The sequence below is a fragment of the Streptomyces sp. XY431 genome (assembly GCF_001279805.1).
Classification (GTDB): Bacteria; Actinomycetota; Actinomycetes; order Streptomycetales; family Streptomycetaceae; genus Kitasatospora; species Kitasatospora purpeofusca.
Window position 1 is genome coordinate 38,629 of sequence record NZ_LGDO01000025.1, and the last position, 12,789, is coordinate 51,417.

The following is a 12,789-nucleotide window of genomic DNA, read 5'->3' on the forward strand; positions in this document are numbered from 1 at the left end:
TGGATGGGCTGGTCCCGCCGGCCTCGGCAGGGGCGCCGAGGCCGCGCGGGCACACGAGGATCGTGCAGATGACTCCAATTGTCGCCATGGTCCTGACTTTCCATCGGAAGTGACAGGTCGAAAGGTGCGAAAAGGTGCGAGAGGGAACGAGAGCGAATGAGAGGTGCGCCGCGCGCCGGCCGGCCTCATCGGCCGGCCGGCGGGGGTGGTGCGGACCGCTACTGGGCGGCCGAGGACTCGGCGGCCCGAGCAGACGCCCCGGGCGCCGTCCCGCCGACCGGCCCGGGCCCGGCCGAGACCATCGGCAGCCGGGCGCAGAGGGCCAGCGAGAGCAGGGCGCACCCGAGGGCGACCCCGGTCTGCGCGCCCAGGCCGAGACCGGCCGCCAGACCGCCGACCATGGCCCCGGCCGGATAGCCGGCCATGTTGAGACTGGCGGAGACGGCGAGGGTCGCGGTCGCCCCGGTGTCGGGCAGCAGCCGCTGCCGGAGACTGAGCAGCCCGACGTCCATGGGCCCCACCGCCACCCCGAGCAGCACGAACATCGCAGCCAGCCAGAACACGGCGGAGTGCAGGAACAGTCCCGCCAGGCCGAGCGCCGTCAGGGCGGCGCCGATGATCAGGAACCTGCGCTCCGCGCCGTCGGCGATCCGGTGCCCGGCGGCCAGCGAGGACGCGATCCCCAGCGCCCCCGCGATCGACCAGCTGGTGCCGGTCCAGGAGGGGGCGGCCCCGAACCCGGCCGAGACCAGCTGGGGCAACGCGACCACGAGGACGCCGACCGCGACCTGGTACAGGAAGTACACCCCGGTCAGCCCGCGCAGCACGGGGTGGACCAGGATCCCGCGCACGGCCTCGACGGCACTGCGCAGACCGACCTCGCCCCCGGCCTCCGGCGTGGTGCGCCCCGAGGCGGCCGCGACCAGCGCCGCGGCCAGATAGGCCGCGCCGACCACCGCCACGCTGTGCCGCCCGCCGAACACCGTGACCGCGATCCCGGCCAGGGCCGGTCCGGCCATCGCGGCCAGACCCGAGATCATCGAATCGAGGCCGTTGGCTGCCCCGCGCAGCTGCGCGGGCAGCGAGAGCGCGACGTAGCTGCGGAAGGCGACATTGCCGAAGGCGCTGGTCAGCGAGGACAGCAGGGCCAGCCCCCACAGGGTCCAGATGCCGCCGCCGCCGGCCGATGCGCCGAAGGCGATGCCGAGCGTGGCGGCCGCCTTGATCAGATAGTCGGCCGCCATCCACGCGGTGACATTGCGGCCCTGGAGGAAGCCGCCGCTCAGCGGGCTGAGCAGCAGACCCGGCAGGGTCGCCAGCAGGACGGCCAGGCCGGCCGCCGCGGGGCGGTGCAGGTCCTGCACCACGAAGATCACCACGGTGACGTCGAACATCACCTGGGCGAACCGGCCGACCGCCGTCGACAGGGCGAGCTGGGCACAGATCCGGTCCGCCAGGACCTTGCGGTAGCTCACGCCGGCGCCGCCTCCTCCACCGTCCGGGCCAGCAGCCGGCCCACCGCCTCCGGGTCGTCCAGCCACGGCACGTGCCCGGCGCCGGGCACCGTCCGGGCCGTGCCGTCCGGCAGCGCCGCGGCCAGCTCGTGCGCCGACGGGGCGCCGGCCCACGGGTCCCGCTCGCCGTTGACGACCAGGACCGGTGCGCCGACCCGCGCGGCCGTCGCCGCGAGGTCCTCCTCGGGCACCCGCCCGGAGAGCACGGCGCGCACGGCGTGGAGGTCCCAACTGCGGGCGCAGGCGGCCAGGAAGCCGCGCTGGGGCGGTCCGAGGGCGGGGAAGGTGAGGGCCAGGTCGGCGAGCAGGAGTTCGCGCAGCTCGTCGTCCTCGGCCGGTGCCCGGTCGGGCGCGGTCGCCCGGGCCCGGCGCGCGGTCTCCCGCAGCGGGCCGTCGAGCGCGTCGAGGCGCTCCCGCAGCAGCTCGGGATGGTCGGTGCGGTCCCGCAGTTGGGCGGCGAGCAGCACGACCGCGCGGACCCGACCGGGGCTCCGGGCCGCGGCGCGCAGGGCCGGACGGGCACCGGCCGAGTGGGCGAGCAGGACGACCGGCCCCTCGGCGGCGGCCGTGTCGAGCAGCCGGAGCAGCCGGTCGGTCTGGACGGCGAACGGGTCGCCGCCCGGCCCGCAGCCGCCCGCCCCGACCAGGCGCCGGCAGCCGGGCGGCAGCGGGAGCCCGGCGAGGGTCTCGCCGCCGAGGCCGGGCCCGCCGGGCGCGAGCACGACGGTCGGCGGGCTCATGTGCTCCTCCCGGCCGGGTCGTTGTCCGCGGTGGTGCCGTCATCGATGCTGCCGCCACCGGTGGCCTCGTCGGCGAGTTCGGCGACCAGCCGCTCCGCCGCCGGCTCCAGGCCCCGGATCCACAGGGCCTGCCGGTGGGCGACGCAGCCGCGCAGGTTCTTCGCCTCGTCCGCCGCCGGACCGTACTCCACCGCGTGGTAGCCGTGGGCGGCGGCGTGCTCGACCAGGTGGTAGTAGGCGAGTTCGAAGTAGACGGGCAGCCCGGAGATCTGCTCGTAGTCGAAGCCGGGGAACAGCGCGTACACCCGCCCGGCGTAGGTGCTGGACACCACGCAGCCGAGGATCCGCCCGTCCCGCTCGGCCAGGTGGGCCTCGGCCCGGCCGTCCTCGATCCCGGTCAGCGCCGCGACCCAGTCGGCGTAGCGGTCGAGGTCGACCCGGCCGCCGTGCCGGGTCACGTTCTCCTCCGCCAGCTCCACCAGCGGCCGGGCCAGCTCCCGGGTGAGCGGCACCGTCCGGCAGGTGATGCCCGCCTCCCGGACCCGGCGCCGCTCGCTGCGCACCGAGACCCGGCGCTTGCTGGTCATCCGGTCCAGGTAGTCGTCGAAGCCGGTCCACGGCCCCTCCAGCGCCCACCGGGGCGTCAGCGGGAAGCGCCGGTAGCCGCGCTCGGCGAGGAGGGCGACCAGGTCCCGCTCCCGCTCGTCCACGCTGGGCCAGCAGACCGAGGCGGCGCCCTCCGAGCGCCCCCACTCCGCCAAGGAGTCGACCACGGCCGCGAGTTCGGCCGGTGCGGCGCCGCCGGGACGGTGCGCGACCCGGCTGTCGTACCAGCCGCCGGCCAGCAGGGTCGGGAACAGCGTCGCCCCGCGCGGCTCGGGGATCTCCAGCAGGACGTCCGGGCGGCACAGGTCCTCGGTGCACTCGCGCCCGAAGAGCCAGCCGGCCGTGCCCGCGACCGCCGTGCCGTCGCGGTCGACCAGGGCGGCCCGGGCGTCGCGCAGGCCGCCGCCGTAGGTGCCGGGCCCGACCTCCATCCAGCCGGGCAGCAGGAAGAGGTCCCGCTCGCCCAGCAGTGGCAGCCAGGACCGGGCGGGGACGTCCTCGATCCTCAACAGCCTGGCCCGGACGGTGCTTTCGGATCGCAGGGCGGTCACGGCGCCTCCTCCGGGTCGCGACGGCCCGCCGGGGCGCCGTCCACCTGGCCGGCCCGCAGCGGGAGTTCCTGCGGCACGCCGGCGGCGGCGGCCAGGGCCGGCGCCATCCGCCGGTTCCACTCCCCGGCCAGCTCCGCCGCCGGTGCGCCGACGGAGGACCGCACCGACCCCGGGCAACTCCCGGCGCCGCAGCGGCAGTCGAACTCCCACGGCTCGTCGTAGCGGAAGGTGCGGTAGTCGCCGGTCACCTCCTCGCCGGCCCGGATGTCGCGGACGGCGAGGCCCCCGGCGAGGCCGTGGTCCAGGACGGTGGCCTCGCAGGAGTGGTTGAGCAGGTGGGCGCCCCGGCAGGGGAGCAGCAGGCTCCGGTCGGCCAGCCGGTAGCCGAACTCGTCCAGCCAGTCGACGACCCGGGGCGAGAGGGTGAGCTGTTCGGCGGCGTCCCAGGTCCGGCACTGCGGGCACGGCCCCCACAGCACCGTGCCCATCGGGATGTCGCGCAGCGCGACGAGGCCGGTCCCCGCGACCGCGCTGAAGCCGGGATGGAGGGCGGAGTGCAGCATCAGCCGATCCCCAGGATCTGCTCCAGCTGCCGCTCGACCTCGGCGACGGCCCCGTCGTCCCGGCCCACCACCAGGTAGCGCCACTTGCCGTCCACGGAGCGGGTGTCCGCCGTCAGCACCGCCCGGGCGTCGGCCGCGGGGTCGGCGAGTCCGGCCGAGGCCAGCTTCGCTGCTGCGCCCGCGAAGTCCAGTCCGTCCGGGCCGATCCTGACGTCCGCCCGCCAGTGCACCGGGGAGTCCCCCGGCCGGAGCCGGCGCGCCAGCTCCTCAAGGTAAGTGCCGCCGGTGCGGCGGACGTTGGCCTCGGTGACGACGTAACCGCCGTCGTACACACCGCAGTCGACGTCGTAGATGCCCCGGTAGCCCTGCCCGTGCAGCCAGCCGCCGATGGCCTCGGCCGCGCCGCGCAACTGCTCGTGGTGGGGGCCCTCGGCGGCCGGGGTCACCATGCCGGTCCAGGCGTTGTTCACGGTGCGCTGGTCGCAGCTGTAGAAGTGGGTGGCGCCCCGGTCGTCGATCTCCAGTTCCATGCTCGGCGTCGCCGTGAACGGCAGGAACTCCTCGTACACCCAGCCGCAGTCGCGCGTGGGCTGCCCGGCCACGGCGTCCAGGACCTGCTGTTCGACCGACTCCGGCCCGTTCGCCCGGATCACGGTGTTGCCGAAGCCGTTGGAGCCCCGGTTGGTCTTGATGATCGCGCCCGGCCGCTCGGCCAGGAACTCCACCAGGGCGGCGGCCAGTTCGGCGGCGGTCTCGGCGAAGCCGCCGTCCGCGACCGGCAGCCCCAGACCGACGGCGGTCCGGCGGAAGCCGTCCTTGGTGTTGATCAGGCGCAGCGCGTCGAGGGTGCCGTCCTCCGGCAGCCGGGTGTACGGCAGCACCCGCACCCCGGTGCGGCGGCCGAACTCCAGCACCGGCCCGTCCAGTACGAAGGGCTTCAACTCGGGGCGTTCGGCGATCCGTTCGGTCGCGCCGAGGTCGGCGGCGACCTCCAGCGCGTGCACCCCGCGGACCTCCGGCGGGGCGACGATCTCGACCCGGTCCACGTCCAGGCCGACCACCTCGGCCACGTAGTCGCGGAAGGCCGGGGTGCACGGCGCCAGCATCACCACGCAGTCGCCCGGCCGCGCCTGCCAGAGCTTGCGCGGGGTCGCGGCGGCCATCGCCCGACGGTAGGCGTCCGTCGGCTGCTCGGCCATGATCTCGCTGACGATGTTGGCCAGAATCGTGCGGCTCGGTTGCTCGTTCACTCAGTTCGCCTTCCGCTTCGCTGTGAACAGGGCGTGCCCCGCGTACATCCAGACCACGTCGACCTCGACGAATCCCGCCTCGCGCAGCCAGTCCAGGTGCTCGGCCACCGAGGACGGCTTGTCGACCGGGTCCGGGCCGGGCAGCCGGTAGTGGTTCCACTCGGTCCGCTCGAACGCGACGGCCGCCTCGTCGCCGCCGAACTGCTCCTCGGAGGCGCGCCGCACCGCCTCCTCCCAGTGGTCGCCCGCCAGCGTGCGGGCGGTGGCACCGGCGGGCTCCACCAGGTCGGCCATGACGAAGACGCCGCCCGGCGCGAGCATCGCGTGGATGTCCCGGTACAGCACCCGCTTGCCCTCGCCGTCGAGGTGGTGGACCGCCAGCGAGGTCATCACGCCGCCGTAGACGCCGGTGCGCCACAGCCGGTCCTCGATGTCCGCCTCGATGCTGTCGTGCCGGTCGGCGAACGGCTCCAGCCGCTTCGCGGTCAGGGCCAGCATCTCGGGGGAGCGGTCCAGCACGGTGACCCTGGCCTGCGGGTCCCGGCGCAGGTACTCCTCGGACAGGCGCCCCTCGCCGCAGCACAGGTCGAGGACGTGGGGGACGGGGATGCCGGCCAGCAGGTCGCAGACCGCGGCGGTCTGCTCGGCCCGGCGCGGGACGAAGGCGTCCCCGTACTTGCTGAACACCTCGGTGTCCGAGAGCTGCCAGGTGTCCGCGGGGGACGTGTCGGTCATGATGCCTCCATCGGTTCGAGCATCGGTTCGAGAATCCGCTGTGCGCACAGCCATTGGGCGAGCCGCCCGCACTCCCGCGGCACCCCGTGCGCCGCGGGACGGTTCGTGAGTACCGCGTCCAGCCAGCCGCGCGGGACCGGGCCGTCGGCGAACTCCGCGGCCCGGCCCAGTGCCGCCACGGTCAGCCGCCCCGGCCCGGCGGGCGCCCACAGCACCGGCGCGGTCGACTCGCGGCGGACGGAGCGGGGCGCGGTGCCGGGCCCGTCGGGCGGGGCCGGCCGCATGCCGAGCGCGGTCAGCCGCGCGAGCAGGGCGGCGTCGTCCGCGGTGGACCGGACGTGCTCCCGGTAGTCGGCCAGCCAGTCGGCCGGGACCTCGCCGTGCAGCCGGTCGCCCCACAGCGGCAGGAGCTTGGCCTCGACGTCCAGGGTCCGGGTGTACGAGGCGATGTTCAGCGCGACGGACGGCTCGTGGGTCTCGCCCACGTGCCAGATGCCGCTGCGCCAGAAGAAGCCGCCGCCGGTGGTGGCGGTGAGGGCGTGGCCGTGTTCCACCACCGAGCGGCGGTCGAGGTCCGGCAGGTACTCCTCCGGGAGTTCGGACTCGGGCTCGACGTCCTCGCGGAGCGCCGTCCCGGCCGGCACCCAGTCCGTGCCCCGCCAGAAGTGCATGCTCTTGCGGCCCGCCAGGACGAGGTGGAGGTTGGTGCAGCCCTCCCGGTGGATGCCGCCCGGGGTGTTCCGGTAGGCGCCGTGGAACACCTCGACCTCGACATGGCCGGGCGGCAGCCCGAGGCGCCAGAGGTGGGGCGCCAGCAGCTCGACGACGGTGCGGAACAGCGTCCGGTCGTGCTCCTGCACGGCGCGGGCGTAGACGAAGCGGTCGTCGTCCGGACCGAAGGTGTGCTGGCGGTCCAGCCAGGCGGCCGGTCCGGCGGCGTCCGCGTCGGTGGTCGGCCAGAGGTCCCGGTCCACCACCGGCTCCCCGTTGACGTGCAGCTTCACCTGGTCGCCGAGCAGGCCGGCCGCCTCGGCGGCGAAGGTGCGGGTCAGCGCCGACCAGGCCAGGCCGGCGGTCAGCTCGGGGGCGGACCAGGTGAGCGCGGAGGTGACGCCCCCGGGGTCGGCGAAGGCGACGGCGCCGGGGCTGCGGGCGGGCGCGGACCGGGACGCGAGGTCCTCAGTCATGGGTCGGGTCCTCCTCCGTGGCGGTGGCGGTGGCCGTGGGCGTGGCGTTGGCCGTGGTCGGTGCTGTCGGCGCCGCGACGCGCGGCGGGTAGTGGTGGCGCTCGCCCCACGGGTCGGTGACGACATGGGTTTCGCTCCCACCGCTTCCGGTCTCCTCGCCGGGCTCCAGGTACGAGGGGCCGATCGGCACCTTCCCGTGGCCGCCGGGGATGTCGAGCACATAGGTGGGCTGGCAGGTGCCGGAGACCCTCCCGCGCAGCCGCCGGACCAGCTCCTGGCCCTCGGCGACGGTGGTGCGGAAGTGCCCGGTGCCCTGGGCGAGGTCGCCGTGGTGCAGGTAGTAGGGCTTCACCCGGTTGGCCACCAGGGTCCGGAACAGCCCCTCCAGCGCCTCCGGGGTGTCGTTCACCCCGCGCAGCAGCACGGTCTGGCTGAGCAGCGGGACGCCGCCCCGGTTCAGCCGCCGCAGCGCGCCGCGCGCCGCCTCGCCGATCTCCTGGCTGTGATTGGTGTGGACCACCACCCAGACGGGGGTCTCGGTGGCGAGCGCGTCCACCAGCTCGTCGGTGACGCGCTCGGGGTCGACCACCGGTACCCGGGTGTGGAAGCGGATCACCTTCACATGCTCGATCGCGTCCAGCGCCGCCATGATCGGGCGGAGCTTGGTGGGTGCGATGATCAGCGGATCGCCGCCGGTGAAGATGACCTCCCACACCTCCTCGTGGGCCCGGATGTAGTCGAGGGCCGCCTCCAGCTCCGCCTGGCCGAGCATCCCCTCGCCCGGGCCGACCACCTCGCGGCGGAAGCAGAAGCGGCAGTACACCGGGCACAGGTGCATCGGCTTGAGCAGCAGCCGGTCCGGGTAGCGGTGGGTGATCCCCTTGACCGGGGTGAAGGGGTCGTCGCCGATCGGGTCGGCGCGCTCCTCCGCGGTGATGAGGAGCTCGGCCCCGGTGGGGACGAACTGTCTGGCGACCGGATCGTCGACGTGCGCGATCTGCTCCTGCATCACCCCGGTGATGCTCACGGCGTACCGCTTCGCGACATCGCGAATCTCCGGCAGGCTCTCCTCGTCGATGAGGCCGTTCTCCAACAAGGACTCGGTGGTCCTGATTGTGCGGGGACGATTACGCATGGCTCCGCCTGTCCTGTGCGGTTTCATGGATTCAATGCCAGCGCCCGTATCAATGACCGGCTGTTATCAATGACATGTTCTTCTCGATGCACATTTCGGTGCGCTTTTACTGTCCGGTATTTCAGCGTGCCGTCCGGACGAGTGCCCGCCCGGGGCGGAGTCGTTCGTCCGGGTCCTCGGGCTGTCTCGTCACCGTGGTGGCGAGCGCGAGATCGCGGTCGGGCTCGTACGCCATGACCACGCCCCAGCTGCCGCAGTGGCCCCACCACCGCCCGGACCCCAGCGGGATCCGGTAGATCCCCATGCCGCGCCCCTCCGCGCCACGCGCCGCGACGGGCGCCAGCATGGTCGCGAGCGTGGTGGGCCGCTCGAAGACCCCGCCCCGGAACAACGCCCGGATGAACGCGGTCAGATCGGACATGGTGGAGACCAGTCCGCCGCCGCCCCAGAGGTCGCAGGACGGATCGACGGTCAGCAGGTCGGTGCCGGACACGTACTGGTGGGCGCGGTCCGTGCCGGCCTCGGGGGTGGGCTCCAGCGACTCCAGGTGGACGGAGTCGAGACCCAGCTCCCGGAGCGGCAGCAGCTCGCGGTAGGCGGCGGCCAGTGGCCGCCCGGTGACACGTTCGAGCACCTCGCCGAGGATCACGTAGCCGGTGTCGGAGTAGTGGAACTCCGCACCGGGGGAGGCGAGTCGGCGCCCGTGCTCGACCGCCCAGCGCACCTGCTCCAGACGGCTCCACCGGTGGCTGGGATCGGCGAACGCCTCCGCGTCGTAGGCGGGATCGCCTCCCCAGTCGTACAGGCCGGCCGTGTGCTGGAGCAGCTGGCGCACGGTCATCCGCGCCGGTTCGTAGCCGCCCTCGGCGAGGGCCCCGAGGACTGCCTCGGACGCCAGCGCCGAGACCGGTTCCTCCAGTCGCAGGTCACCGCGCTCCACCAGCCGCAGCACCGCGGCCGCGGTGAAGGTCTTGGTGACCGAGGCCACCCGTACCACCGCCGTCGGACGCAGTTCGCGCCCGGTGGCGGCATCCGCGACGCCGCTCGCCCCGGCCCAGTGCCAGTCCTCGCCGCGCAGGGCGGCCAGGACGCCGGGCTGGCGGGGGGTCGCGGCGTGGCCGGCGCGGAGCGCCTCCGCGAGGCCGCGGGGCACCGCCGGCCGGGTCGGCCCGCGGGCCGCACGGTCGGAACGATTACTTCCGTTTGATCGCACACTCCTCACCCCCATGCCCGGTGTGAAAGTCCCACCCCCGTGGACGTGCTCGCCGATGCGGCAACAACGATCAAGGGCATCCGGAGTTCGACGCTCTGTGCCCGGATCACCCAGCCGCAATACTCGCATCCCGACTCTGCCATGACAACAGTGCGTAGGGGCCCCTTTTCATGACCGATCCCGAGCTGTGCATTTTGCCGATGAATGCCGGATGAAGGGGGATTCCTTTACCGTCACCGGCCGGGCGGCGGGGCCCTCCGGACGGACCGCGCCGCCCGTGCGACCGGAGGAGGGCCGTGGGGGCGGCTGCCGCCGCCGGCGCTCGCGAGGTCGCCCGGGTTCACTCCTTCGGGTGGAGCTGACCGGTCGTCAGTTTGCGCTCGCCGTCCCGGAACATGATTCGCCCGAACGGTGCCCGCCACGGGCACCCTGCCGATCAGAGAAGGGCGCTTCGTATGACTACCGCTGGTGGAGAGCCGACCCCGTCGGTCACCGACGCGACACTCACCGACATCGCCACCCAGGGCATCTGGCGCGGTGCGAGCCTCGACATCAACCCGTCCGTGCTCGCCGTCGCCAGGGCGCTCCTCGCGGCCGTCCAGGGAGCCGGGGCGGACGCCGCGCTCCCCGAGGAACTGCGGGAGCTGGCCGCGGGCGTACGGCAGCGTGCCGAGGTCACTCTCCCCCGTATCACCACGCCGGACGGCGTCAGCCTCTCGGCGTTCTCGATCAAGCAGGGCGGTTCCGAGTCGCGGCCGGTGGTGATCGTGCCCGCCGGCTGGAATCCCTACGGCTGGCTGCCCTTCGTCTTCGGGTACCTCTCGCTGGCGGCGCGCGGCTACCACGTGCTGGCCTACACCCCGCGGGGCATCGGCACGCCGGGCCTGGTGTCCACCTCCGAGGGGTTCATCGACGTCGCCGGTCCGGTCGACCGGGCGGACGGATCGCTCGTGATCGACTACGCGGAGGAGCACCTCGCCCCGGGCAAGGTCGGCTTCCTGGGCCTGTCCTACGGCTCGGGGATCAGCCAGCTGGTCGCCGCGCACGACCCGCGCAAGCGGGTCGCCGCCGTGGCCGCGCTGAGCACCTGGGGGAACCTCGCCACCAGCCTCTACGACCACGGCACCCGGCACCTGGAGGCCGTGCGCCTGCTGATCGGGTTCACCGGGGGCGAGGAGCACGAGAAGTTCGACGAGCCGACGCGGCAGATCCTCCAGGACTTCCGGGACGGGCAGAACCTCGACCGCGTGGTGGAGTGGGGCACCAAGCGCTCCCCGGAGACCTACGTCGGCCTCACCAACGAGCGCGGGATCCCGACCTACTACTCGAACACCTGGCACGAGGGCCTGTTCCCGGTCGGCGAGGCGATCGACACCTTCGAGAAGCTCACCGTCCCGAAGCACCTCAACCTGTGGATCGGCGACCACGGGGCCCCGGAGGGCACCGGCATCAGCGGCGTGCCGACCGGACTGCCCTTCCCCGGCCTGCTGACGCCGATCCGGGAGGCGTACGCCTGGCTGGACCACCACCTGCTCGGCGCGGCCAACGAGGTGCCGGACTGGCCCGTGGTCAACAGCCAGGTCATGTTCACCTACAAGACCGCGCCGGTCATCGGCGGCGGCCGGCTGATCACCACCCCGGCGCGGCGCGAACCGCTCGATTCCTGGGCCGATGCCACGGTCAGCAGCGAGGCCTGGTACCTGGGCGGCAACGGCGGCAGCAGCGACGGCACCCTGTCCGACAAGCCCTCGACGGGCTGGAGCCGGGCCTTCACCGCGGGCCACGAGACCGCCGCCACGGCGATGGACGAGATCATGGCCACCGGCCAGAAGGAGTGGTTCGGCACCCCGAAGGAGTACCGGCCGGCGGCCTTCGAGCGGGACCGGCTGCTGCTGTGGTCGACCGAGGCGCTGGCGGGCGGCCGCCGGATCCGCGGCTCCGCCGGGATCAGGCTCGCCGTCCGCGTGGAGGCGGGCGACGCCGCGACCCTGGTCGCCTACCTCTTCGACGTGGCCCCGGACGGCAGCGCCCGGATCATCACCCACGAGCCCTTCACCGCCACGGGTCTGACCGCCGGCACCGAGCGGACCCTCGACTGGAAGCTCCAGCCGGCCGCCTACGACCTGCCCGACGGCCACCGTCTCGCCCTGGTCGTCAACAGCCGCGACCAGCTCTACGCCTTCACGGGCGTGCCGGACAGCACCACCACGATCACCTCCCCGGCCCAGGGGGAGGCCGTCCTGGAGCTGCCGCTCGGCTGAGCCCCCGCCGCCCGCCGGACAGGGGTGTCGCGGCCGGATCCCGTCGGCCGCGACACCCTCCTGGTCTCAGCAGGTCGCGCCGGACCGCACCGGCGTCAGGGCCGTGAGGTCGCCGTCCAACTCGTAGCGGGGCAGGTCCAGCAGTACGGCCAGCCGGGCCGCCATCGTCGTCTTCCCCGCCCCCGAGATCCCGGTGATGAGCACGCGTTCCACGCGCACCAGCCTAAGGGCTGCCCCGGCAGCGCGTCGAAGGCCCGATCGAACCGGGCGTGCGGCTGTGCCCGTTCGGTCGGGACGGCGGCGGCCAGGACCTCGGCGCCGTTCGCCCGTCCGATGGCCTGTCGATGAACAACTCCCGTCCCTACACTGCGAGTCCGACCGATCCGCCGGCCATGACGGCGGATCGGTGAAGACGATCGAGGGGTGGCCGGATGAGCGGCGATCGACTGAGAGTTCCGCACGAGTACCGGGTGGCGTCGACACGGATCGGGGGGCTCGCGTTCACCATCCTGCTGCTGTCCTTCGGGGCGATGCTGCCGATCTGGAAGGACAAGGAGTTCGCGCCGTCCACCAAGGCGATCGGCTCGCTGCTGGTGATCGGCTTCTGCCTGCTGGTGATCGTCGGCGCCGCCCGGGCCGGCACGCTGGTCACCGCCGAGGGGATCACCGTCCGCGGGATCGTGCGCCGCCGCCGGTTGCCCTGGGCCGAGATCACGCAGTTCGGCAAGGCCCCCAACCCGAACGCGCACGCCAAGGGCGCACCGGCGTTCCTCACCTACGCGTTCCGTGCCGACGGCCGCAAGGTCCACCTTCCCTACATCGACGACAAGCACGTCCTGGTGGACCGTGAGGTGGAACGGTTGAACGCGCTGCTGGCCGAGCGCCGCGGCAACGCGGACTGAGCACGGAGCGGACCCGGGTGCAAGCGGTGCTCCGGTTCATCCCCGGCTCACGCGCCGCCACGGTCACGCCGCCTACGACACCCAGCCGTTCAAGGAAACGCTCCCGCAACCCAGCAGGATCATCACGTCCAA

12 protein-coding genes are annotated in these 12,789 nt (G+C 73.7%); 2 read left to right on the forward strand and 10 right to left on the reverse strand.

The window, feature by feature from the left end; genetic code table 11:
- Positions 1 to 218 precede the first annotated feature (218 nt).
- The 9 genes from ADK60_RS04475 to ADK60_RS04515 all read right to left on the reverse strand — a co-directional run bounded on the left by ADK60_RS04475 (position 219) and on the right by ADK60_RS04515 (position 9,434).
- Positions 219 to 1,475 carry an MFS transporter gene (locus ADK60_RS04475; RefSeq protein ID WP_045940095.1) on the reverse strand — a complete coding sequence of 419 codons (1,257 nt, stop codon included), beginning with the start codon at positions 1,473 to 1,475 and terminating at the stop codon, positions 219 to 221.
- On the reverse strand, positions 1,472 to 2,254 hold the full coding sequence (locus ADK60_RS04480) for an alpha/beta hydrolase (RefSeq protein WP_053643383.1): 783 nt from the start codon (positions 2,252 to 2,254) through the stop codon (positions 1,472 to 1,474). The genes ADK60_RS04475 and ADK60_RS04480 overlap by 4 nt, the downstream gene beginning before the upstream one ends.
- On the reverse strand, positions 2,251 to 3,411 hold the full coding sequence (locus ADK60_RS04485) for a GNAT family N-acetyltransferase (RefSeq protein WP_053643385.1): 1,161 nt from the start codon (positions 3,409 to 3,411) through the stop codon (positions 2,251 to 2,253). Before ADK60_RS04485 ends, ADK60_RS04480 begins: the two co-directional genes overlap by 4 nt.
- Positions 3,408 to 3,974, reverse strand: a complete 567-nt coding sequence (locus ADK60_RS43010; RefSeq protein WP_053643386.1) for an SET domain-containing protein-lysine N-methyltransferase — start codon at positions 3,972 to 3,974, stop codon at positions 3,408 to 3,410. Before ADK60_RS43010 ends, ADK60_RS04485 begins: the two co-directional genes overlap by 4 nt.
- The gene (locus ADK60_RS04495; protein WP_053643388.1) at positions 3,974 to 5,224 is read right to left on the reverse strand and encodes a preATP grasp domain-containing protein; all 1,251 of its coding nucleotides are present in this window, start codon (positions 5,222 to 5,224) and stop codon (positions 3,974 to 3,976) included. Before ADK60_RS04495 ends, ADK60_RS43010 begins: the two co-directional genes overlap by 1 nt.
- On the reverse strand, positions 5,225 to 5,959 hold the full coding sequence (locus ADK60_RS04500) for a class I SAM-dependent methyltransferase (RefSeq protein WP_053643390.1): 735 nt from the start codon (positions 5,957 to 5,959) through the stop codon (positions 5,225 to 5,227).
- Entirely contained in the window at positions 5,956 to 7,146 is a 1,191-nt protein-coding gene (locus ADK60_RS04505) for a hypothetical protein (RefSeq protein ID WP_053643392.1), read from the reverse strand. The genes ADK60_RS04500 and ADK60_RS04505 overlap by 4 nt, the downstream gene beginning before the upstream one ends.
- The gene (locus ADK60_RS04510) at positions 7,139 to 8,281 is read right to left on the reverse strand and encodes a lysine-2,3-aminomutase-like protein (protein WP_079008041.1); all 1,143 of its coding nucleotides are present in this window, start codon (positions 8,279 to 8,281) and stop codon (positions 7,139 to 7,141) included. The genes ADK60_RS04505 and ADK60_RS04510 overlap by 8 nt, the downstream gene beginning before the upstream one ends.
- Positions 8,282 to 8,402: 121 nt before the next feature.
- A complete protein-coding gene (locus ADK60_RS04515) occupies positions 8,403 to 9,434 on the reverse strand; it encodes a serine hydrolase domain-containing protein (RefSeq protein ID WP_053643394.1) in 1,032 nt (343 codons plus the stop codon).
- Between the two features lie 515 nt (positions 9,435 to 9,949).
- On the opposite strand from ADK60_RS04515, the gene ADK60_RS04520 reads away from it, so the two are divergent.
- Positions 9,950 to 11,755, forward strand: a complete 1,806-nt coding sequence (locus tag ADK60_RS04520) for a CocE/NonD family hydrolase C-terminal non-catalytic domain-containing protein (protein WP_053643396.1) — start codon at positions 9,950 to 9,952, stop codon at positions 11,753 to 11,755.
- Between the two features lie 66 nt (positions 11,756 to 11,821).
- Here ADK60_RS04520 and ADK60_RS44485 read toward each other — a convergent pair whose 3' ends face one another.
- Positions 11,822 to 11,968, reverse strand: coding sequence for a hypothetical protein (locus tag ADK60_RS44485; protein ID WP_159400293.1), 147 nt, complete (start codon positions 11,966 to 11,968; stop codon positions 11,822 to 11,824).
- Between the two features lie 218 nt (positions 11,969 to 12,186).
- Between ADK60_RS44485 and ADK60_RS04525 the strand changes: the two genes are divergently transcribed.
- Entirely contained in the window at positions 12,187 to 12,657 is a 471-nt protein-coding gene (locus ADK60_RS04525) for a PH domain-containing protein (protein ID WP_079008043.1), read from the forward strand.
- The last annotated feature ends 132 nt before the right edge of the window (positions 12,658 to 12,789 follow it).

Coding starts and splice junctions, on each gene's coding strand:
- ADK60_RS04480 (WP_053643383.1), bottom strand. CDS start 2,254: ATGAGCCCGCCGACCGTCGTGCTCGCGCCCGGCGGGCCCGGCCTCGGC.
- ADK60_RS43010 (WP_053643386.1), bottom strand. CDS start 3,974: ATGCTGCACTCCGCCCTCCATCCCGGCTTCAGCGCGGTCGCGGGGACC.
- ADK60_RS04500 (WP_053643390.1), bottom strand. CDS start 5,959: ATGACCGACACGTCCCCCGCGGACACCTGGCAGCTCTCGGACACCGAG.
- ADK60_RS04505 (WP_053643392.1), bottom strand. CDS start 7,146: ATGACTGAGGACCTCGCGTCCCGGTCCGCGCCCGCCCGCAGCCCCGGC.
- ADK60_RS04510 (WP_079008041.1), bottom strand. CDS start 8,281: ATGCGTAATCGTCCCCGCACAATCAGGACCACCGAGTCCTTGTTGGAG.
- ADK60_RS04520 (WP_053643396.1), top strand. CDS start 9,950: ATGACTACCGCTGGTGGAGAGCCGACCCCGTCGGTCACCGACGCGACA.
- ADK60_RS04525 (WP_079008043.1), top strand. CDS start 12,187: ATGAGCGGCGATCGACTGAGAGTTCCGCACGAGTACCGGGTGGCGTCG.